Origin of the sequence: Bartonella sp. AP20NXHL (genome assembly GCF_042196165.1) — a bacterium.
GTDB lineage: Bacteria > Pseudomonadota > Alphaproteobacteria > Rhizobiales > Rhizobiaceae > Bartonella.
Window position 1 is genome coordinate 194,690 of record NZ_JBHIPV010000002.1, and the last position, 23,133, is coordinate 217,822.

Annotated in this window: 16 protein-coding genes and 1 pseudogene; 10 read left to right on the forward strand and 7 right to left on the reverse strand. The window is 37.4% G+C overall.

Translation table 11 applies throughout. From position 1 onward, the window contains the following. The first annotated feature begins 198 nt into the window (after positions 1-198). The 4 genes and pseudogenes from ACFILL_RS02040 (at position 199) to gmk (ending at position 3,980) form a co-directional block, all read left to right on the forward strand. Entirely contained in the window at positions 199-435 is a 237-nt protein-coding gene (locus ACFILL_RS02040) for an acyl carrier protein (RefSeq protein WP_004860281.1), read from the forward strand. 101 nt (positions 436-536) lie between these two features. Then, a complete protein-coding gene (fabF, locus tag ACFILL_RS02045) occupies positions 537-1,799 on the forward strand; it encodes a beta-ketoacyl-ACP synthase II (protein WP_273791074.1) in 1,263 nt (420 codons plus the stop codon). A gap of 96 nt (positions 1,800-1,895) precedes the next feature. Further along, positions 1,896-3,004: pseudogene (mltG, locus tag ACFILL_RS02050) on the forward strand (endolytic transglycosylase MltG). Positions 3,005-3,302: 298 nt separating this feature from the next. Next, positions 3,303-3,980, forward strand: coding sequence for a guanylate kinase (gmk, locus tag ACFILL_RS02055; protein ID WP_273791072.1), 678 nt, complete (start codon positions 3,303-3,305; stop codon positions 3,978-3,980). A gap of 29 nt (positions 3,981-4,009) precedes the next feature. Here the strand turns inward: gmk and rsmA are convergent, their stop codons facing one another. From rsmA to lptF, 6 genes are all read right to left on the reverse strand, one after another. Beyond that, entirely contained in the window at positions 4,010-4,840 is an 831-nt protein-coding gene (gene rsmA / locus ACFILL_RS02060) for a 16S rRNA (adenine(1518)-N(6)/adenine(1519)-N(6))-dimethyltransferase RsmA (RefSeq protein ID WP_375630755.1), read from the reverse strand. Continuing rightward, positions 4,831-5,844, reverse strand: a complete 1,014-nt coding sequence (pdxA, locus tag ACFILL_RS02065; protein ID WP_375630753.1) for a 4-hydroxythreonine-4-phosphate dehydrogenase PdxA — start codon at positions 5,842-5,844, stop codon at positions 4,831-4,833. The genes rsmA and pdxA overlap by 10 nt, the downstream gene beginning before the upstream one ends. Next, positions 5,844-6,800, reverse strand: a complete 957-nt coding sequence (locus ACFILL_RS02070; protein ID WP_375643098.1) for a SurA N-terminal domain-containing protein — start codon at positions 6,798-6,800, stop codon at positions 5,844-5,846. Before ACFILL_RS02070 ends, pdxA begins: the two co-directional genes overlap by 1 nt. Before the next feature lie 109 nt (positions 6,801-6,909). Then, positions 6,910-9,270, reverse strand: a complete 2,361-nt coding sequence (locus tag ACFILL_RS02075; protein WP_375643096.1) for an LPS-assembly protein LptD — start codon at positions 9,268-9,270, stop codon at positions 6,910-6,912. Next, entirely contained in the window at positions 9,271-10,362 is a 1,092-nt protein-coding gene (gene lptG, locus ACFILL_RS02080; RefSeq protein WP_375612925.1) for an LPS export ABC transporter permease LptG, read from the reverse strand. It abuts the gene before it with no gap. Further along, positions 10,359-11,549 carry an LPS export ABC transporter permease LptF gene (gene lptF, locus ACFILL_RS02085; RefSeq protein ID WP_273791066.1) on the reverse strand — a complete coding sequence of 397 codons (1,191 nt, stop codon included), beginning with the start codon at positions 11,547-11,549 and terminating at the stop codon, positions 10,359-10,361. The genes lptG and lptF overlap by 4 nt, the downstream gene beginning before the upstream one ends. Before the next feature lie 397 nt (positions 11,550-11,946). On the opposite strand from lptF, the gene ACFILL_RS02090 reads away from it, so the two are divergent. From ACFILL_RS02090 to ACFILL_RS02100, 3 genes are read left to right on the forward strand one after another with little or no spacing between them, the layout of a single operon-like run. Then, the gene (locus ACFILL_RS02090; RefSeq protein ID WP_375637386.1) at positions 11,947-12,393 is read left to right on the forward strand and encodes a DNA polymerase III subunit chi; all 447 of its coding nucleotides are present in this window, start codon (positions 11,947-11,949) and stop codon (positions 12,391-12,393) included. Next, entirely contained in the window at positions 12,393-12,572 is a 180-nt protein-coding gene (locus ACFILL_RS02095) for a hypothetical protein (protein ID WP_375630745.1), read from the forward strand. The genes ACFILL_RS02090 and ACFILL_RS02095 overlap by 1 nt, the downstream gene beginning before the upstream one ends. After that, positions 12,562-12,825: a hypothetical protein gene (locus ACFILL_RS02100; RefSeq protein WP_273791119.1), complete on the forward strand. Its 264-nt coding sequence runs from the start codon at positions 12,562-12,564 to the stop codon at positions 12,823-12,825. The genes ACFILL_RS02095 and ACFILL_RS02100 overlap by 11 nt, the downstream gene beginning before the upstream one ends. Here the strand turns inward: ACFILL_RS02100 and ACFILL_RS02105 are convergent. Then, the gene (locus tag ACFILL_RS02105) at positions 12,822-14,111 is read right to left on the reverse strand and encodes an MFS transporter (protein WP_273791063.1); all 1,290 of its coding nucleotides are present in this window, start codon (positions 14,109-14,111) and stop codon (positions 12,822-12,824) included. The genes ACFILL_RS02100 and ACFILL_RS02105 overlap by 4 nt on opposite strands. A 572-nt stretch (positions 14,112-14,683) precedes the next feature. Between ACFILL_RS02105 and ACFILL_RS02110 the strand changes: the two genes are divergently transcribed. The 3 genes from ACFILL_RS02110 (at position 14,684) to bafA (ACFILL_RS02120) (ending at position 23,122) form a co-directional block, all read left to right on the forward strand. Next, a complete protein-coding gene (locus ACFILL_RS02110; protein ID WP_375643095.1) occupies positions 14,684-15,115 on the forward strand; it encodes a hypothetical protein in 432 nt (143 codons plus the stop codon). After that, positions 15,054-20,195, forward strand: coding sequence for a BafA family autotransporter (gene bafA, locus ACFILL_RS02115; RefSeq protein ID WP_375681079.1), 5,142 nt, complete (start codon positions 15,054-15,056; stop codon positions 20,193-20,195). The genes ACFILL_RS02110 and bafA (ACFILL_RS02115) overlap by 62 nt, the downstream gene beginning before the upstream one ends. Before the next feature lie 362 nt (positions 20,196-20,557). Beyond that, positions 20,558-23,122, forward strand: coding sequence for a BafA family autotransporter (gene bafA, locus ACFILL_RS02120; RefSeq protein ID WP_375643092.1), 2,565 nt, complete (start codon positions 20,558-20,560; stop codon positions 23,120-23,122). Positions 23,123-23,133 lie beyond the last annotated feature (11 nt).

Consider the following 23,133-nt stretch of genomic DNA (forward strand, 5'->3'; position numbering starts at 1 on the left):
GATAGATGCATCTATTTCTTTAATATGGTCGTTGATCAATTGATGTCGGAATGTCAGATTGGTTCATTTTGTAGGGGATATCCACAGGATGTTTTAAATCATTACTAAAATCTTTTAAAGTAATGCATCTATTGCTTGATTAGATGAACCGATATAGTTAACCAAATTATAGGAAAATATAAATTCGAGGATTTCAACATGAGTGATACAGTAGAGCGCGTTAAGAAAATTATCGTGGAACATCTTGGGGTTAATGCTGATAAAGTTGTAGAAAATGCAAGCTTTATCGATGATCTAGGGGCTGATAGCCTTGATACGGTTGAACTCGTTATGGCTTTTGAAGAAGAGTTTGGGGTAGAAATTCCAGATGAAGCTGCTGAAACGATTTTCACAGTTGGCGATGCAGTCAAGTTCATTGATAAAGCTTCTGCGTGATTACTAAAGGGCAAAGGCATGAATTGCTTTTGCCTATATTCTTCGGAGCTCTTTTGAAAAGAGAGCTTTGAGAGGTGAAGTTTAGTTCAAGGTTAGAAGTTATGAGACGTGTTGTTGTTACTGGTTTAGGGTTGGTATCTCCATTAGCTGGTAATACTGAATATAGTTGGAAACGACTTCTTGAAGGAAGAAGTGGTGTCCGACGTATCACAGAGTTTGATGTGTCAGATTTGCCATGCCAGATTGCTGCGCGTATCCCCTTAGGGGATGGAGCAGAGGGGACTTATAATGCTGATTTGTATATGGAACCTAAAGAGCAACGTAAAGTTGATGCATTTATTGTTTATGCAATGGCTGCTGCTAACCAAGCGCTTGCAGATGCCGAATGGTTTCCTAAGAGTGATGAAGATCAGATTTGTACAGGTGTGTTAATTGGTTCGGGAATTGGGGGAGTTGAGGGTATTGTTGAAGCTGGTTATACGCTTCGTGATAAGGGCCCACGTCGTGTTTCTCCTTTTTTTATTCCAGGTCGTTTGATTAATCTTGCTTCTGGTTATGTGTCTATTCAATATGGTTTACGGGGGCCTAATCATTCTGTTGTAACGGCTTGTTCAACAGGGGCGCATGCGATTGGTGATGCGGCACGTTTGATTATGTTTGGTGATGCAGATGTCATGGTGGCAGGGGGGGCTGAATCTCCGATAAATCGGATATCTCTTGCAGGTTTTGCAGCTTGTAGAGCTCTTTCTACTTGTCGCAATGATGATCCTGAACGGGCGTCACGTCCTTATGATACTGATCGTGATGGTTTTGTGATGGGAGAAGGAGCGGCAGTTGTTGTTTTAGAAGAGCTGGAACATGCCAAAAAACGAGGAGCGCGTATTTATGCTGAGGTTATTGGCTATGGTTTATCTGGTGACGCTTACCACATTACAGCGCCTTCAGAAAGTGGTGAAGGGGCTCAGCGTAGTATGATAGCTGCTCTTAAGCGTGCACAAGTGAATGTGAGTGAACTTGATTATATTAATGCTCATGGTACATCTACGATGGCTGATTCCATAGAGCTAGCGGCTGTTGAGCGTGTTTTAGGGAGTTATGCACCACAAGTTTCTATGTCATCAACGAAATCATCTATCGGGCATTTACTTGGTGCAGCCGGTGCTGCTGAGGCTATTTTTTCTATTTTAGCTATACGGGATAATATAGCCCCAGCGACACTTAATCTTGACAATCCATCGATTGAAACGAAAATCGATCTTGTACCACACAAACCGCGTGAACGAAAGATTGATACGATTCTTTCTAATTCTTTTGGATTTGGTGGGACAAATGCATCGTTGGTGATGCGACGTTTTAGGGGATAATAAGTATTTTTATTTAATTTTTGCTTTTGAGTTTTCTATTTTATTATAAGGTGAATGAGAAATTATAATATTATCCTTAATCGCTATTGAGGGGTTATGTCCGATGTGAAAAATGGAAATCATTAAAGGACGTAAGTGATTCCTCTTCGAATCATTTAGCAGATAGTTATGACATGTTAATACATAAAAAACGAAAGAAATCATCTATCGTCCGTAATCCGTTGGTCATTCTCGGTCATTTTTTTCTTATGCTGATTGTGATTATTCTTTTTGCCATAAGTATTCCTCTTTATATTGGAAAAAGTATTTTTGAAGAAAAGGGAAAAATTGAGGAAGAACAAATTGTTCTTATCCATCCTGGTACCGGAATTCGTGAAATTGCTTCATTGCTAGAAAAACGTGGTTTCATTCGATCATCAGATATTTTTGTTTATGGGGTTGGTTATCACCAAAAAACAACGCATCTGAAGGCTGGTGAATATTTAATTCCAGCTCATGCTTCGATGCAGGATATTATGGATATTCTTGTGAAAGGAAAATCTATAGAGTATACATTTACAGTACCTGAAGGTTTAACGGTTCAGCAAGTTTTCGATCGATTAGCTGCGAATGAAATTTTGATTGGAGACCTTCCAAAAATTTTACCTCCAGAAGGTTATTTAATGACGGATACTGTTCGTTTTATTCGGGGAACAACGCGTAAAGAGATTGTAAACAGGTTGCGTGAAGGACAGACAAAATTAATTCATGCTATATGGGCTACGCGTTCACCTGATTTACCCATTAAATCAATTGATGAGTTTGTTATATTAGCCTCAATTGTTGAGAAAGAAACGGGAATTGCAGCAGAAAGACCAATGGTTGCTGCGGTATTTTATAACCGCCTTACAAAGCATATGCGTCTTCAATCGGATCCAACAGTAATTTATGGTCTCTTCGGAGGAAAAGGAAAACCATCCGGTCGTGCAATTTATCGTTCAGATCTTGAGAAGGAAACACCATATAATACTTATAAAATTAATGGTTTGCCCCCAACGGCTATTGCAAATCCAGGTCGGGATTCTTTAAAAGCGGTGGCACATCCACCAAGCAGTGATGCACTTTATTTTGTTGCTGATGGTTCAGGAGGGCATGTTTTTTCTCGAACTTTAGAGGAACATAATATGAATGTTCGCAAGTGGCGAGAATTAAAGGCAAAACATTGAATTTATAGTGATAACACATCTTTTGCATCGTAAATGAGAATCCCAAATATAGTAAAATTTTTCTATTTAAACTTTTTATGAGAATGATAAAAAATCATTTTCTTGTCTGTCACAAGTGGGATTGGCGTATGGATAAAAATATTTAAGAAAGAAGTGAATATACTGCTAATACCTTATCTCAAAAAAGAGCAAAATAACATTGAGAATTGCTAAGAAAACACATTGATTAGGGGAGAGGTTGAGATAATGTATAATTCAAATTTTGGAGAAACATTTATGAACAAAGTAGAGTGATGTAATGACAGTCTTTGAAAGTAAATTGAGTGCTATAAAAATAAATCAACGCCGCGGTTTTTTATTTATTCTCTCTTCACCTTCAGGTGCTGGTAAATCAACAATTTCTCGATTACTTCTAAAAGATGGACAATTAGAGCTTTCCGTAAGTATGACCACAAGGAAAAGGCGTCCTAGTGAAGTAGATGGGCTACATTATCACTTTATTTCAAAGGAAGAGTTTGAATATAAGCGTGATAGAGATGAATTTATTGAATGGGCAGAAGTTCACGGAAATTATTATGGCACTTTGCGTGAAACTGTTGAAAACGCATTGAATGCTGGCCATGATATGTTATTTGATATTGATTATCAAGGTACCGAGCAGCTGCAAAAAAAGATGCTAGGAGACACTGTATCTGTTTTTATCCTTCCACCATCAATGAAAGAGCTTGTTTCGCGTTTACATCGTCGAGCAGAAGATAGTCAAGATATCATCAATTTGCGATTGGAAAATGCACGAACGGAGTTAAAGCATTGGCGTTCTTATGATTATGTTGTGATTAACGAAGATTTAGATCAGTCTTTATCTTTTATTAAATCAATTTATTTAGCTGAAACCGTAAAACGTGAGCGTTGTTCTTATCTTGGCTCTTTTGTTGATGGGCTTATTGCTGAAAAAATCGATAAATGTTGTGATTAAAAAAGGTTTCATAACACAAAGTGCATTTTTTAGAGCACTAGATGCGCTAAAGTTACAAATTCAGAAACCGAGAGCGTTTCAGCACGGCGCATTCCATCAATTCCAGCTTTTTCTAATAGCACTTCACCTCCAAGTGTTTTGAGATTTTGACGAAGCATTTTTCGTCTTTGCCCAAAGGCGGTTTTTGTGACAAGGCTTAGTTTTTGTGCAGAGCAGGCAAGAGGTTGTGTTCGTGGAATAATATGAACAACGGAAGACGTTACTTTAGGTATTGGTATGAAGGCTTGAGGGGGTACATCGAAAGCAATTTTAGCAGTAGTACGCCAGCCAGTTAAGACACTAAGACGTCCATAATGAGTAGATTGAGGTTTAGCTGTAATCCGTTTGGCAACTTCACGTTGAAACATCAATGTCATTGATTCATAAAAAGGAGGCCATGGTTCAGTCAAAAGCCAATTTAATAAGAGTTTTGTCCCAATATTATAGGGAAGATTTGCAATAATACGAGGTTTTTCTGGGCTTGTTTCAAAGAGTTTTGAGAAGTCTTGCTTTAGTGCATCATTACAAATAACTTTTAATTTTTTAGGGTAGTGTTTTTCTATTTCTAAGAGAGCCGGTATGCAGCGCTCATCGCGTTCTATTGCTGTTACAATGGCACCCTTTGCTAGCAAGGCACGTGTGAGACCTCCAGGACCAGGACCAATTTCAAGAACAGGTTTTCCTTCTATATTGCCTGCTTGATGAGCAATTTTAGATGTTAAATTAAGATCAAAAAGAAAATTCTGCCCCAAAGATTTATGCGCTTGTAATCCATATATATCAATGACCTCACGCAGAGGAGGGAGATTATCTATTGGCATGGTATTAAACTATTTTTTGCAAGTTGATTTGCAAGTTTAAGAGCAGCAATAAAGCTTTCGGGAGAGGCTATCCCTTTATCAGCAATGTCAAAAGCAGTTCCGTGATCTGGAGACGTGCGAATAAAAGGTAGACCTAACGTGACATTAACAGTGCTGTCAAAGTCTAATGTCTTAACAGGGATAAGGGCTTGATCATGATACATACAAATGGCAACGTCATATGCCTTTCTTGCACATTCATGGAACATTGTGTCGGCAGGTAGCGGGCCTGCAATATTGAGTCCTTTCTTTTTAAGATATTCAATAGCAGGAGTGATAACTTCAATATCTTCTTTGCCCATTGCACCTCCTTCTCCAGCATGAGGATTAAGACCAGCAACAGCTAGTCGGGGTGACGTTATTTTAAACCGTGTTTTTAAGTCACATTCAGTAATAAGTACAGTTTGAATAATTAAATCACGGGTAAGCTGTGAAGGAACATTTTTAAATGGAATATGAACAGTTATTGGTACTGTTTTTAATCGAGGTCCTGCTAACATCATAACTGGATGATAGTATTTATGAAAAGCTTTATGGGCTAAATCAGCTAAAAATTCTGTATGACCTGGAAATTGAAAACCGGCATCATAAAGATTCTTTTTTGCAATAGGACAAGTGATAAGTGCACATGCATGGCCATTTTGAATCAATTGAACACAGCGTTTAATTGCTTCAATAATTCCAGCGGCATTATTCGATGAAGGTATACCTAATTGATCACTTTGTTTGTTTTTTAACGGGATGATAGGAAGAGCGTTTTGAAAATTTTTTGCAGGATTATTGATTAAAACAGATTGCACCTCAACATCAATCTGTAAAAAACGAGCGCGCGAACGAATAACATCTGGATCAGCAAGAAGTACAAAAGGCGGAATTTGGCGCGTAACACGCAAATTCCACGCTTTTAATACTATTTCAGGACCAATACCGGCAGGATCACCACCACTAACAATAAGAGCAGCCATTATGAATTTTGAATGCGTGCCACTCGCCGCAGTTCTCCTAAATATTTGTCGCTTAATTCTTCAAGTTTTTGCGGGCTTCTTTTTTTACTATCTTGAAGAGAAAATATCAGTCGAGCGACATAATCATCAGAAACTCTTTTTATTTTGCAGACAGCAATTGCTTCAATTCCATCAGATGTCTCTTGTAATTTTGTCATTTTTCCAGCAGGCGTTTCAAGAATAGCTTTTTCCCATGCATTAGGAAGTTGTGGCTCCAGAAACTTTCCTAAGTGGCGGATAGTAACGTCTAAAATACCTCTTGCTTGATTGTGAGCATTGGCACATCCACGGAAATGTGCGCGAAAATTACTTGCTTCTCTTTGACGTCTTTCAAAGATCTCTGAACGACGATGTGCAGGAATGACAAAAACAATTCGCTGTAATGTATATTCGTTGGTTGAAGGTTTTACACCACCATTTTTTAATATTCTGCGTACAGCTTCTTGTTCGCTAATCATACCTGTTTCAGCTTGATAGCGTGCGCTAACAAGACGCCCCCATCCTATTTGTCCACGGATGTAATCTTTAAAGTGTTGCACTGTGATCTCAGTTTGGATCAGAATCTGGTTGAGCTGATCAATCGTCATATTATTTTGTGTCGCAAAATTCTCAAAAGCTCTATCAACTTCATCATTGCTTACTTCAATATTAAGACGTTTTATTTCAATATTTTTTAGCTTTTCGTCAATAAGCTCTTTTTTAGCCTGTGCCACCAAATTGCCTTGCTTTTGTTGTAATCTGAGAAAAGCAAGGCGTCTTTGTATATCATAATTTGTGATGGGGTTGCCATTAACTGTAACAACAATAGAAGTCTGCGCAAAGACTGTCGGAATCAAAAATCCATTTATTAACAGGCTACTTACGCTCAAAGACGCAATATAAAATAAAGCAAGAAAACGCTTTTTCAATTTATTCATGTAAATAGGCTTTCGCATTGTTTATTAATTCTCATCAACAACTTAAAATACACGCTTTCTTTCATAAAAACAATGATAAGTTAAATGACTGATACATTCCCTTTATAAATTAATCTATCTTTTTTCCGATATCTGCAATCGTACGCAATGAAAGAGAGAAATTAAAGTTTTGCAAGGGTGCTTTCCTGCCTGGATTCGTTACCTGTTGATAACCGAATGTTAACCCGAAACATTCATCCATATAACTCAAGCTAATTCCTCGCTTTATAAATGTACCAGATACTAAATCATAACCGGCGTTGCTATTAATGGACCAATAATCTGCCAATTTAAGTCCTGTTTGAAAAGAAATTTCTTGGCGCTCTTGAGAATATTCATAATCTGGTTGCTTTGCGATATAGGCATATTGTAGAGCTGCCCAAAAATTTTGCCATTTTTGTGATGCTTCGATTTCACTACGGCGGATTTTTCCTGTTTTTTTGTCAAAGCGTCCACGCGTTTCTAAGGAAAAACCACTTTTATGGGTTGTACCAAACATTGCAACATAGTCTGAACGTTTTGCCTCTAAGCTAGAATGAGTACCGACATTGATAAAGTCCTTTTCTGCAAAAGAATTCTTTCCTGCTAGATGAAAGGATTGTCCAATGAGACCATAAAGAGACCAATTATCATTAAGGCTTCCAGAATATCTTATACCTATATTGGCTCTTGTACCACCTTCTACACGATCATAACCAGAAAATTTGTCTCGTTGAAAGAGAGTGGTTGCATCAAAGACAAAGCTTTGAGCATCTTCATTAGGAATTTGTCCAATATATTGTTCATTATTGCGTATAAAAATTTGTGCAGTTGGTTCTATAATATGTGTAGAATGATCAGCTGTAATGAGGAAGGGATAGCGTAGTTCCAACCCTGCTGTTGCCATGCCACGAATTGCTGAACCATGAATTGCGGATAAGGCATTGTTTTCTATAGAATCTGTGTGATTTTCTCTTGCATTGGTTGTAATGATATCAGCTCGTAGAGAGAGAAGAGGGGTTAAGATGAGTCCGTTGTGCGTGTTGAAGCGCTTTTTCCACTGAAGCTCGTTTGTTAAACGCAAACTATTTCCAGCCATACCAGAAAGTTTTACTGTGTTGAGAGGGTTTCCGTTCTGGTCGGGTGAACTGAAGTCAGCATGGCGACGATAAACTGATTGCATATTACTATGGAAGGTAAGCTCTCCATTATAAATGGGTTCATCTGGTGTGAAAAAATAATCGATGCGTGGTAAGACCCACGCTTGCCGAGAGTGACGTTCATAATGAGGATCATTCAATATTGAATCTTGAACTTTAAAATGATAAAAACGCATATCAAAATAATTTTTTCCTGCAAGACCATTCAGATAGATCTGAGAAAGTTGTATAGGATTGTTATAGTTTTCAAGTTTATAGGCACGACTAAAATGCCGATCTGATTGTGCAAGAATATCCCATCCATAAGTCCAGTGTGAATTAATACGAAAATCCCCCTTTGTCGCCAGCATATAACGGTTTTTATGTTGGGCATCAATCGTATCATTATCAAATCTATGCGGTTTCATTTGATATATATGAGCAAAGCGAATATTATAACGTCCCGTTTTTAAACGCTGACGCCATTCCCCTTCGGTTAAAAGCCCTTGTTGGGTATAAACCGTAGAAGAAAGGGTAAAATCATAATGGGGGGCGAGATTCCAGAAATAAGAATTCTTTATCCCCATACCGAGATAATCAGTATAAAAAAAATGAGGAGTAAGCAGACCGCTAGCACGCCTAACAGTTGGATCATAGATCTCAAAATTTGGAAATTTTATAATCGGTACACCAAAAACTTCAAAACTGCTATTTTCAAACCGAATTTTTTTGATGCTATTATTCCATATGATCTTTCTTGCTTTAATTTTCCATAGGACGTCTCGATCAGGTTTATAAGAGCAAGGTTCACAGGCTGTATAGGTTGCATTTTCAAAGACTGTTATGTGGTTGTGTTTGCGTGTAGCATTTTGGGCTGAAAAGTGAACATTGTTGGCTGTATCAATACGTAAGGCGTTTACAAAACCCTCGCCAAGATCTTTGGTCATATCAATTTGGTTGGAATAAATTTTATTACCATCCTTTTGAGTAATTTCAACGTTCCCTTGTGCTATAAGCCGTCCTGTTTTTTGATTGTAAATAATTTTTTGAGCGACAACTTTATTGCCATCATATTCGATTTGAACATTACCGTGTGCAGAAACAGTGTTTTCATCACGATTGTAGATGAGTTCATCCGCAGAGAGCAAAAGAGGAGGTTCCGGATTTTGAATGCGACTTTGAGAAGGAGATAGAAGGCTTTGAGCATGCGCACAATAAGACAAAGCACTTCCTAAAATAACCCCTATAACACTTTTAAAAGCGAGAGCACTTAATTTTGTTAAAATAGTTTTTTTAAGTGTTAATGCTTTCACTTAGCCATCCTCTTTATGAAGTAAAAAAGAGATTCCTAAGAATAACGCAATAACAACGGGTGTCCAAGCTGCAATAATTGGTGGAATATATCCAGCATTACCAAAAGCTTGAACAAGTACGGAAATAACATAAAGCATAAACCCAGCTATTACGCCACCAAGAATCAACATTCTAGATTGCCCAAAACGTGTAAAATTTAAAGATACAGTTGCTGCAATGAGGGTCATTGCCACAAGCAATGCCGGTAATGCAATCAAAGATTGAAAATACATATCAAAATTATTAGCAGAATAGCCAAATGAACGTGCAATCATAATTTTTTTTGGCAATTGGTAAAATGGAATAGTTGCGGGATTCACTAAACGTTCCGTTAAAAATTCAGGTTTTAGATTGGTTTTTATTTGCAACACGGTAAATTTTTCAGGAGGATGCCCTATTTTATAGATTGTTCCATTTGTTAATAGCCAAAATCCATTAGTCAAGGTTGCTTTTGGGGCGTTAATCCAATTTTTGACGGTTGCGTTGTCATTGTATTGTACAAAGGTTGCATCGAGAAGAGAAAGTCCTTGATCGGTGATAGATTTGGCACCAATGGTTGTTCTGCCTAAATTTGTACGTTGTGTTAACCAGTGGATACTTGTATTGTGAAGAGGTGTTAGTACATTGTGATTGCGCCATTCAGTCATCTTTTTTTCTGCTTGAGAAAATCCCCATGCAGCAAGTGGATTAATGAGAAGAATTGAAAATAATCCCAAAAGAAAAGCTCCAAAACAAGCTGGCATAAGAAATTGCCATGCAGAAACACCGATTGAACGAGTCACTACAAGTTCAAGTTTTTTGTTGAGCGAGATAAGCGTTGCCATTGCAGAAAAGAGTGCAATGAAAGGGATAAGTTGTTGCATGATAAAAGGGATGCGTAAAGCAGAGAGGAAAAATGCATCTTTTGCTGTATAATGCGGAAGGGAAGATAGCCTACCGGAATTCTCTGTGAAATCGATTAAAAGAGCAAGAACAAAAATGCTTCCCCAGAAATAACAAGTTATTTTAAGATACCGTATAAAAAAATATCGTCCAAGTGTCCACCCAATCATGATATTTTATCCGAGGAATCTTGAGATTTTCGCTGTTCAAATTTGTTCATTATTTTTTGAAAAGCGATTTGAAGTATCTCATTAACTTTTGTGGGAAGCCCAATTTTATGATTCGTTAAAAGCATAAAAAAGACAAATGCACTTGTTCCTATGGGTATAATATAAAGGAGAGGAACGTATGCAAGATCGCTTTTTGATTTTTCTGCGAAAAAATATCCTATCCAATACACCAGAAAAGAAAGGGCAATTGCCGAGAGATTTGCGGAATGACGAGCTTGTCGATGGGAGCGTACATCCCCTGCCGCTGCTAATGCAATAAGTGAAAAAACAATAGGGTAGAGCCATTGTGTTAATCTGCGGTGAAATTCAGCTTTATATTGGAGTGGTTTTCGTTGATAGTAGGGATCTTTTGGGTCAGGGTTTTGTAAATAAGAAAGAGACCGATCTTTTGGATAAAGAGTAGGTGTTTTATCACTGGGGATAAACTCTCCTAGGCTAAAAGTATATGAGCTAAATTGCACGATTGAAACACTGTTATTTTGATGATTGACTCTTTCTATTTCACCGTTATTGAGAACCAGAAAACTGCCGTTTTTATTGCTCACAATGGATGCGTCTGTTGCATAATAAAAAAGATCAGTCTTAGGATCACGCTGGTCGGCAATGAAAAGGCGTTCAAGTGTTCCGTTTGGATTTCGTTCGCCAATTTCTATGTAAAGGTTATTGGCGAGTTTTTGAAAGCTCCCTTCACTAATGAATAGATTAATAAGATCAAAATGAGCGCTTGCTAGCATTTGTCGCATATGAAGACGCGCTTGAGGAACAACAAAATTAGCTATAGAAAAGGAGATACAGGATGCAACAATAGCAAGAAGAAGGATAGGTTTCCAAACAGTACTTTTAGGAAAACCAGAGGCATTGATGACAGCAAATTCTGAGTCTTGATGCATTGCTGAGAGGATGGTTGTAACTGCGATCACTAATGCAAATGGAATGACAAGAAAAATAACAGAAGGAACCAATGAAAGTGAAAATTGTAAGACTGTGAGGAGTGTTTGTTTACTTGTTGTGAGAAAGTTTATCCGTGCAAGAATTTGTATAGTCCAACTAACGCCCACTGCTGCAATCATGACAGAACTAAACAAAACAAGGACACGTTTCAGGATGTAGAACTCAATAATACGCATAAATTGGGGAAAATCCTCAGTCTTTAATTCGATAGCAAATATTTTTACTGCTTTCGGTTAAAATGTAATAAAGTTTGAAAAAATATCCTTTCATGAATTGGATATTTTTACCAAATAAATAATATAAAATTGCCTATGAGGTCCTCTTTAAATTTTCCGTACATTATATTTTATTTTCAACTATAGTCTACAAAGAATCTAGAAAATAACTTAAAAAACTTTTTTATTAACGTTGAAAATAAAAATTATTGTCTTTTAAAGACACGTGCAAAAAGATGATGCATCTCCATCAAAAAAGAGGGTTTATATCTTGAACCGTTTCCTTTGTATTAGAGATATAGAAGTTTTTTTAAAAAGATGTTAGCTTTTTTATAAAGAATGATGAAGGCTTAAGAGATTGGATATTTTATTCTATCATTTGACGCAGTCAACGCTGAAGGATATTTTGCCGACGCTTGTGGAGCGTGCATTGGCTCGTTTTGGTAAAGTAACAATACAATGTGTGAGTAAAGAACAACGCGATTCTATAGATATACATTTATGGGTTTATGCTGATGAATCATTTATTGGACATGGAACGGAGTGTGATCAATATTCAAACTTTCAGCCTGTATTTCTGACGACAGGACAAGAAAATCCGAATGATTCAAAGGTTCGTTTTCTCATAGAGGGAGCTGTTTGTTCGGATATTGATGCTTATCAACGGCTTGTCGTGATATTTGATGGTAGAAGTGAAGAGCAGTTGAATCTCGTTCGTGCACAGTGGAAAAAATATAAAATGGAAAATCATAATTTAACGTATTGGCAACAGACTGAAGATAGTCGCTGGGAAAAACAGGTTTAATGCGTCTCGTATCTATTGCTCTGATTTTTATAGGATTGCTGGGAATAGTAAATCCAGCACTTTTTATTACGGAAGGTTCAGGGGGAGGGCGTTGGGTTTTTATTGTGATTTTTCTTTTAGGCATGCTAAAGATATGGCCTATAATTAAAAAAACGAAACGCCATGATGATGATTATTGATCGAATTTTGCTTATTTTATGGGCTGTGATGTTGTCCTTCTTTTGCGTGTCGTGGTTGGGGACAACGCATATCTTATCAAAAATGTTTGCTGTTGCTTATATGAGTAATATTGCAGATTTTTTATTTTTCTTTTTGAGTGCATTGTTTGCGGGAATATTGTGGTGGAAAATACCTCAACCCCTGTCTTTAAAAACAAAACTGGCAGCATTTTTGCCGCCAGTCCTTATTTTATTCTTCGTTATTATATTTTAGTTGGATATTTCATCATCTGTAAATCCGACGAAGCAAATCAGTGAAATAAAAGAAGCAAGAAGCAAATAATAACCGATATAAGATGTATCGAAATGTTGCACCAGATATTCTGCAATATAAGGCGCGAGAGATGCTCCTATGATAGCAGATAAATTGAAAGTGATAGAAGAACCGGTATATCGGATTGCTGTTGGGTATGGTGAAGCCAAAACAGCACCAAGAGGACTGTATATCATTCCCATGAGAGACAAACCAATAACAGACATTGCAAGGACTCCTATAACTCCAGAATTTAAGAAATAAGGAATTGCGAAAGAATAAATACCGGTGATGATCGTAATCCAAATCATCAAAGTTCTACGTCTAATACGGTCAGCGAGTTTTCCAGTGATGACAGTAAAAATCCCACAAAAAATAGCACCGACAATTTCGATTTGAAGAGCTTGATGAAATGGCAATTGCAGATGGTTTGTTGAATAGCTTAACAAATATGTAGTAACCAAGTAAAACAAAACAAAAGTTGCCATACCAGAAAATACTCCAAGAAATAGGATTCGTGGACATTTTAAAAAGACATCTATGATAGGAACTTTGACATGTTCTTTACTTTCAAGAGTTTTTTTGAATTGAACAGTTTCATTAATTGAAAGACGGACCCATAATCCTATAATCATAAAAACAACTGAAGCAATAAAAGGAATACGCCATCCCCAAGCTAAAAGTTCCGCACGATCAAGGAAATGCAACAGAGCTAAATAAACAGCAATAGATAAAAACAAACCTATTGAAACGCCTAATTGGGGGAACATCGCATACCAGCCGCGCTTTTCTGGAGGGGCATTTTCTGTTGCGAGTAAAACAGCGCCTCCCCATTCTCCTCCTAATCCCATTCCCTGTCCAATACGGCACAAGGTTAAGAGGAAAGGGGCAAACCACCCTGCTATTTCATAAGTAGGAAGAAAACCAATAATGACTGTTGAAAGACCCATTGTGAGAAGAGAAGCAATAAGTGTTGCTTTTCTTCCAATTTTATCCCCAAAATGTCCAAAAACAACTGATCCAAAAGGGCGGGCAAAAAAGGCTGCTCCAAATATTAGGAAAGATTGTAAAATGGCAGTCTGATCATTTTGTGTTGGAAAAAACACATGAGGGAATATAAGAGCTGCGGCAGTGCCAAAGACATAGAAATCGAAGAATTCAATTGTTGGTCCAATAAGGCTTGCAAATAAAATTCGACGAGGGGAGTTTCTGTTGCTTGTAGCTTTCATTTCTGAGTTTATAGACATGAATAGAATGTCCCTTTCAGTATATGACAAATCAAATAACGAGTTAACTGACTATAAGTATAGAAATTTCAAATCAGTGTCGAGTCAATATTATGACACTTCGTTATATATTAGAACAATGATTATGGACTGATGAGTATGAATAAGTGTTCTATATATTATCCAAAATGAATAAAATAAAGACGCTGCTTTAAATGCTGTAGAAGATGGCAATAGGTGGCTATAAACGCAGCTCTCATTCACATTGCTGTTTCCTTTAAAGTTTAATGCCATTTTTATCTATTAAGGGATCAATCTTATTCGTAGATCAGTATTTAGTGTCTCAAAATATTAAAAATATTTTTTATGGATGCAATTGCAACACTTTTAAAGTGTATCTAAAATAAATTAAATCTTTTAGTTGTGCATGCATTTTAAAACACAAGGTGTATATTTCGTCTATCAGAGCTTAATCCATCGAATGATTTGCTATCTTAAAAGACATGAGGTTGAGCAATTATGTTGTGTTGTTTTGGTCTATGCACTTTTTTCTAAATGGGAGAATTTAAATTTGAAATTATGGAGTGTAAAGAATGCAACGCAAATTGAAATTAAGTTTTTATGCACTAATGACCAGTGGTTTTTTTGTCAAGATTGCGAGTGCAGATGGAGTAGCTACACCAAGAGAAAAGTTATTAACACCAGTAAGTATCAGTGAACATCTAGAAGAGACAAGAAAGTTGTTATCGGAAGTAAGGGGATTAAAAGAAAAAAAGGGGGGATCAAAAAGGATAGAGAATAAACAGAGAGCAGAAGGAAGTAATCCTTCAGAAGAGGGGAGGAAGAGATTAGAAAACCTATTCTTTGAAGTACTCACAAATTCAATAATTTATGATGATATTGCCGTTTATATTACTGACCGTGATTCTGAGGACTCTGGTAAAAAAGTAAATAGCTTTAATTATGAAGACGCTGGATATTCTATCAATAATACGGTTCAGGAGGGGGGGGGAACTTTACATTGATGCAGCAAGTGTTAGCAGGGATACGACAATTGAGCATGGTGGGATTGAGTTTGTCCAAAACTTGAGCATTTCAGAATATGCTACTGTTAAAAAAGGTGGTACACAAATTGTTGAGAGTGGTGCAAATGCAGAAGGTACTAAAATTTATGGTGGCGAGCAGATTATTTTTGGTAAGGGAAGTCTTGGATCTGGTTTGTTGCGTAAAGATAAGGCAAGTAGTGCTTATAACACCGAAATTTATGCTGAAGATGGAATACTAGGACTACAAAGTGTCTATAGTGGGGGGATGGCTGTTGACACAAAGATTATGAGAGGCGGTGTCCAGAATCTTGATGGTGAAGAGGATTTTCATAACGGCTTCTCAGAAGATGCTGATACAGCCGATACAGAAGATGAAGATTTTACAATTAATGAGGGGGCTTTTGCACTGAGTAGCGAACTTTTTAAAAATGGTATGCAGAATATCTTTGCAGGAGGGAATGCGAGTGAAGTTACTTTATACGATAGAGCTATTCAGAATATATATGATTCTGGATATGCGGATAATCTAACTATTAATCATCAAGCAAGGTCATGGGGTTTTGCTGGTGCGATATTAGGTGAAAATACAAATGTTCATGATTTTGGTAGTCTTTATCTTTATGCTGGGAATGGTGAAGCTGTTACGGAAGTAGAAAATCTTAATTTAAATGGAGAAGATAGCAAACTATACATTATTGCGTCTGAAGATAACGGCAAAAAACCTGAGATTAATGTTAAGAATTTAAAAGGAAGTGGCAGAGTTATTTTTACGTCTTTAGGGACGAATAAGCTCTATTCTCAACTTAATATTAATGATCTATCAGGTTCTTTACATTTTGATTTTAATGTCAACTTTGCCAAGCATCGTAGTAATTATCTTGTGATTAAAAAAAAGGGCTCTGGTTCTCACACAATAAGTGTGGCTGATTCTGGGCGTGAAATTACAAATTCTTCTTACAAAAAGCTTAAATTAATTACTGATCGCAGCGGAAATGCCCATTTTACTCTGACAAACACTTTTGGTGAAAAAATCGGAACTGTTGATGCCGGAACCTATCGGTACAGTTTGAAACATAGAAACAATAAGGGTACTGGTAAAGTTTGGTACTTAGATGCAAACCACACCATTGATGAGACAACTTCTCAAGTTTTTGATAGTGTATTGAAACCATATACTGGTTCATCAAGTGATTTACTTACAGAACTCACAATTGATCAAGGAACAACTGTTTCTATTGCAGATCCTAGCTTTGACACGAGTAGCAAGGAAGTTGATAGCAATGGAGAAACTTCAATTAGTAATACAGTTAAAGATGGTGGAAAGCTTTCCGTTTATAGCGGTGGTTTTAGCTTGTATACGACAATTCAAAGAGGTGGCACTGAGCTTATTAAAACACAGGGTCTTTCACAGGATACTATTGTTCATAAAGGTGGGCAACAAAAGGTTAAAGAGGGGGGAAAAGCTGAAGGGGCTAAAATTTACGGTGGTGAGCAGTTTGTTTCAGGAAAGTCTGATATCAAAGGTGAGATGGTAAGAAGCAGTGCCTATGACACTATCGTTTCTGGTAAAAATGGAGTGCGAGGATATCAGAATGTGTATGATGATGGAGAGGTTTTTAACACACAGATCATGGAAGGAGGGATACAAAATCTTTATGGAGAAGAGGATCTAAACGATTATAGCAGTTTTGCCTTTGATACGAAGGTCTTTTCTGGTGGAGAGCAACACATTTTAGCGGGGGGAATCGCGATTGGCGTTCTTTTACAAGGGAATGCTTTCCAAGCAATAGATTTAGGAGGCTATGTAAAGGATTTAATAATTAGAGATCAAGCACAATCGTGGTTACATTTTGGTGCAACATTAGAAGGAAGCACTATGATTCATGATTCTGGACGGATTTATCTTTATGCTGGTGCTGAGCGATCTCGTACTGAAGTAGAAAAAATTGTCTTAAATGGCAGAGATACAAAATTGTACGCGATTGCCTCTAATATAGATGGTGAAAGTTCTTTGATTGAGAATCTGAGTGGGAATGGTCGTGTTATTTTTACTTCTACCGTGTTTAATCCACATTACTCTAAACTTGAGATCAATGATCTTTCAGGGAGTTTACATTTTAGGTTGCATACTAATTTTGCAGAACAGCGCGGTGATTATCTTCTGATAAAACAAGGATCAGGTAATCACACCATAAGTGTTATCGATTCTGGTGTTGAAATGACCAATTCTCCTCTACAAGATCAGAATTTAGTTTTGGAGCTTGATTTAATTCATGTTCAAAGCGGAAATGCGCATTTTACTCTGACAGATTTTTCTGGTGAAGAGACGAGTACGATTGATGGTGGAGCCTACATGTATGGCTTAAAGACAAAAGATGATAATGGGGGAAAGACTTGGTCTTTGGCTACATCACAAATAACTTCTGCTCCTGTAATTCCTTCACCTCATGTGGAGTCGCCTATAGATAAGCTTCCTGAAAAAGAAGAAAATATGACATCGTCAAAAGATTTTAGTATCTCTGATGTAATTCATTACAGCATTGGGGAAGGAGGAGGAATTCTACAAAGCTCTTTGCTCGGTGATGATAACGTAGTTTATGTCTCTGATGATGGAGAGCAAGGTGTTCTTAAGAAGTCTATTAATAATACAATTCAGGGATCAGGAAGACTTTATGTTGAAGCTGGTGGTTTCAGTAAAAATACAACCATTGAAAATGGTGGTACTGAGATTGTAGGGGAACAGGGGGTCTCAGAATCTACGATTATTTACGAGGGTGGAAAACAAAAAGTGGAGGGGGGAGGCTCTGCATTGAGAGTTGAAATTTATGGTGGGGAGCAGCTTGTTTTCGGAAATGGTTATGTAAATGGTGGAATTGTGGGGAGCAGTGCTTATAACACGACACTTTATGGTCAAGGTGATACGCCGGGACAGCAGAATGTATATGATGATGGGATGGCTGTGGGAACAAAAGTGATGAGTGGAGGAGTACAAACTCTTGCTAAGTGGTTTCCTAATGATGATAACTTTGCAGAAAAAGCCGGCGGTTTAGCTGTAAATGCTGAAATCTTTTCAGAGGGTGTGCAGCGTGTTTTAGCAGGAGGTGAAGCAAATACAGTCATTTTACGCACTGGTGGTGTTCAAGAAGTCTATGCAGGTGGAATTGTAAAGAATCTAACGATTGAAGGTAATGCTAATTCATGGATTTCTCCTGGTGCAATATTAGGAGGAGAAATAAAAGTTCAGGATTTTGGTGGGCTCCATCTTGATGCTGGAGACGATGGTCAACAAACTATAGTAGAAAACATTGAATTAAATGGAGAAGACGCTCAATTATACTCCGTTGCTCGTGGGTTTGACGACAAAAGTACACGCATTCAGCAGTTAAGCGGTGTAGGAAAAGTCATTTTTACCTCTTTTGAAGATGATTTATATTACTCTCAGCTTTACATTGATAATCTAGCAGGGAGTCTACATTTTAACTTTAATGTTAGCCTTGCAGAAGAAAAAGGTGATTACCTCTTTATTGAGAATGGGAGTGGTTTTCATACAATAAGTGTCGTAGATTCTGGTATTGAAATTGTTGATCCTTCTTCAGCAGGACTTGATTTAATTTTTGATCAAAGTGGTGGCGCACATTTTACCCTGAGAAGCTTTTCTGGTGCAAATGTTAAAACTATTGATGGCGGAACCTATACGTATGGTTTAAAACAGAGAATTGATGAGGATGGGGGTGAAAAAGTTTGGTATTTATCTGCAGTATTTATTGATAATGTTTCATTTCTCAACAGTTTACCACGTAGTAGAAGCCGATCTGTGCGGCATTTAAATCAAAATCAATCAGTTTCTTCTCTTTCAACGATTGCAGCATCACAAGAGCATGCTATTAAATTGCCACGTCGAAGAAAAAACCGCCAAAACTTGAGTCAAAGATCTCCAGCTTTTGTTTCTTCAACTGTTTCCTCTCTTGGAAGTCACGTTATTGAAGTCTCAGGTCCAGCCAGTTCTCATCCTCTTTCTGCTGAAGAGCAACAAACTGCTGTTTCAGAATCTTCTCACTCTTTAGCCGATCAGATGATTGTGCGTCCAGTTCATAAAGAACAACCTTCTCCACAATTGAGTGAGACGCTTTCAGTTTCTCACTTTTTGACCACGCCCTCTACAGATGCGGTATTGTCTATGTCTGTAGCTCCAGCGATGGTGTTTCACAACGAAATGCAAACAGTGCGTGCGGGAAGAGGAATTCTAGATAAAAGTAAAAAGAATGCAGCTTTATGGACCTATGCGATTAAATCTAAAGAGAGTATTGCGACAGAGCATATAGATTTTAAGTTAGATCAGACAGGTATTGTTTTAGGGATCAATGGTTTAAGCGAGTGGGAAAATGGAGAATTTTATATAGGTGGTTTTGGCAGTTATGATCGTGTCCGTGTTGCGCATGCACGGGGGGGTATCAGTGGTATCAATACTTATGGTATTGGCGCTTATGTCACTTATTTGGATCATAGTGGATGGTATCTCGATGGTATTTTAAAATATAATCATTATCAAAATACTCTAAAGGCAGTTTCAACGAATGGTTTAGGGATTGAAGGAAGTTATAGGCAATGGGCGGTGGGCGCCTCCTTTGAAGCAGGTTATCGACTTCAGACGTCAAAGAACAGTTGGTTGCAGCCTTATGGACAATTTATATGGTTGCAAGTTGAGGGTAAAGAAATCAAGTTATCGAATGACATGACAGGTGACATGCGTCCATTCACTTCATTACGCAGTGAGGTTGGCTTATCTTTAGGATATGAATTTGGTTCTCACATGGATTCCTCATCGCTTGCGTATATTACAGCAGCATGGTTACGTGAGAATAAAGATGACAATCAAACGTTAATTAATCAACGGCATTCCTTTACCACGGACTTATCAGGGAATGCAGGTAAATTAGGAATAGGTTTAAGCAGTTTAGTGAGTGAGAAGTTAAAGTTATATGGTGAGGCCCATTATATTAAAGGGCGTAAAACAAAACAGTCCCTTCAGGGAATTATAGGTGTAAGCTATAGTTTCTAAATATATGGTTATTTTTTAGTTATCTTTAAATATATGATTGTTTTTAAAGGTCTTTAATTAAAGGTTCAGAGAACAATTTTTCAGAGCATGCAGCTTCGTTGTTCATGATAAACTGTATACCCTTATATACTTGATTATGCATTACTTTTTATCTTTGATAAGAAAACTCCGAGAAAATGCTAAAGAAGCACTATAAGAGCGCTCTTATATTCTTGATCAAAAAAGTATTTAAAAACTATAAAGAGCGGTTTTTTATGAGATAAGGATGATTTTTAAGAAGGATTGTTGCAATCTAAGGTTGAAAATATATTTTGTAGAGCTAATTACGTTTAGTGTCTATGCAGGCGTGAAGGGGGGAGGATATGGCTCTACAATATAAATGGAAACGACATTGTTGGATACTCATGTTGAGCAGCTGTTTTGTGCAAGCTGCTGCTGCAAATGAGGGGGGACCAGCACTTTTTTGTCAATCTTCAAGTTATGAAAATGATAAAGTATTTCAAGATCAATACAATGAGGATATGAAAACAGGCAGATGCATACTTGGAGCCTCTAATGATGCCATGGTAAGAACGCGCAATGAATTAGACTTTTTGAAAAAGCCTAGCGATTTTATCATGGATAAGGGTGCTAGAGTGTTTGCGAGTCAACAGGAACTTGACAGTAGTCATCGTGACAATGCTGGATATAATGCACAAGAACAAAATACTGCGTTTCTTAAAAAGCCTGAACTTATCTCCATTAAAGATGGGGCAATTTTAGAAAATTATATCCTTGATAATGAAGGTAAAGCATACATTTCAAATGATGGTGAGATTGATAGTCCAGGGCGATCCATTAATAACACTGTAAGGAATGGTGCAGAGCTTTATGTGTATGCAGGAGGACTCAGTGAGAATAGTAAAATTGAACATGGTGGAATTGAAAATGTTCAGGCTTTGAAGGGAAAACAAGGTTTTTCGAAAAATGCTGTTGTTGAAGAAGGCGGACACCAAAGTGTTGGAAATGGAGGAAAAGTAGAAGGGACTAAAATTTATGGTGGTGAGCAGCTTGTTTTCGGCGAGGGGGATATTGGAGGAGAGATTAAAGGGAGTAGTGCTTCTCATACTGTCATTTATGGTCAAGATGAAACACTAGGCCAACAAAAAGTATATGATGGCGGAAAAGTTTGGAATACGAAAGTTATGCGAGGCGGTGTCCAAGAGGTTGGAAAAAAGTCTCAAAGTGCAAAAAATGGTGGTTTTGCATTTGACACAGAAGTTTTTGGTGGTGGTAAACAACGTATCTTAAAAGGCGGTCAGGCTATTGGAGTCACTTTAAATGAGAGTGCTATTCAGGAAATATATACTGATGGATCTGTAAAGAATCTAACAATGAATGATCAAACAAAATCATGGGTGCATGCTGGAGCAACATTAGAAGGCAAGACACAGGTAAACCATTCTGGGCAGATCCATCTTTATGCTGGGAATGATCAACAACGCACCACAGTAGAAGATATTATTTTAAATGGAAAAGATACAAAACTGTACTCTGTTACTGATGAGTTTGATGGAAAAAGTTCTTTGATACAAAAATTAAGTGGTGAAGGGAGTGTTATTTTTTCGTTTACAGGTTCTGATCCATATTATTCTCAGCTTCATGTGAATAATCTTTCAGGAAATTTACATTTCGCGTTCAATACTACGATTGCCCATAACCGTGGTGATTATCTCTTGGTTGAGAAAGGCGCTGGGAAACATACAATAAGTGTTGCTGATTCTGGAGTTGAAATCACGGATCCTTTTTCAAATAAGCGTGATTTAATTACGGATCAAAGTGGTGGTGCGCATTTTACGCTGACAGATCTTAAGGGTGACAAAATTAACGCCATTGATGGTGGAACTTATATGTATGATTTGAAAGAAAGAAAGGATGAAAATGGGAAAGTTTGGTTTTTATCGGCAGACCGCCTCAGTGGACCAGAGCCTTCTATGCCAGATCCGACAGATCCTTTTTTTCCTGGTGAAACATCAACAACCCCCTCTACAGATGCAGTGTTAACGTTGTCCGTAGTCCCTGGACTTATTTTTAATAATGAGTTGCAAGTTGTACGGAATGGTAGAAAAATTTGGGACAGAAATAAGAAAGATATCGAACTATGGACTTATGGGATTAAGAGCAGAGAACGTGTTGCGACAGGCCATACACACTTTAAGCTTGGGCAGACAGGTTTAGTCTTTGGTGCTGATCAGTTGAGTGAATTAAGGCATGGAGAGTTGTATGTTGGTGGTTTTGGGAGTTATGATCAAGCACGTGTTTCTCATGCACGAGGTGGTGATAGTGATTTGAGCTCTTATAGCATTGGAACTTACGCAACTTATTTTGATCATCGTGGATGGTATATGGATGGTGTTTTGAAATATAATTATTACCGAGATAATTTAAAAGCCATCTCAACGAATGGTTTAGCTATTCAAAGTCATTACAATCAGTGGGCGATAGGTGGGTCATTTGAGATTGGCTGTTATTTTGAACCGGCACAGAATACTTGGATGCAGCCTTATATCAAGCTAACAGGTTTGCAGGTTGAAGGTAAAAGAATAAAACTTTCCAATGAAATGATAGGTGATCTAAGCCCATTAAATTCATTCCGCAGTGAAGTTGGATTGACTGCAGGACATGAATTTTTTGTGAATTCAGAAACTTCATTAACAGCTTACATTATGGCAGCTTGGTTGCGTGAGAATATAAATAATAATTATACGACAATTAATAAGCAGTATAAATTTATTACAGATTTATCAGGCAGTGCGGGTAAATTGGGAATTGGTTTAAACGGTACGGTCAATGATAAACTAACACTTTATGCGGAAGCACATTATCTAAAAGGACATAAGATTAAGAATGCTCTTCAAGGTATTTTAGGATTACGCTATAGTTTCTAAATATGTGTGTA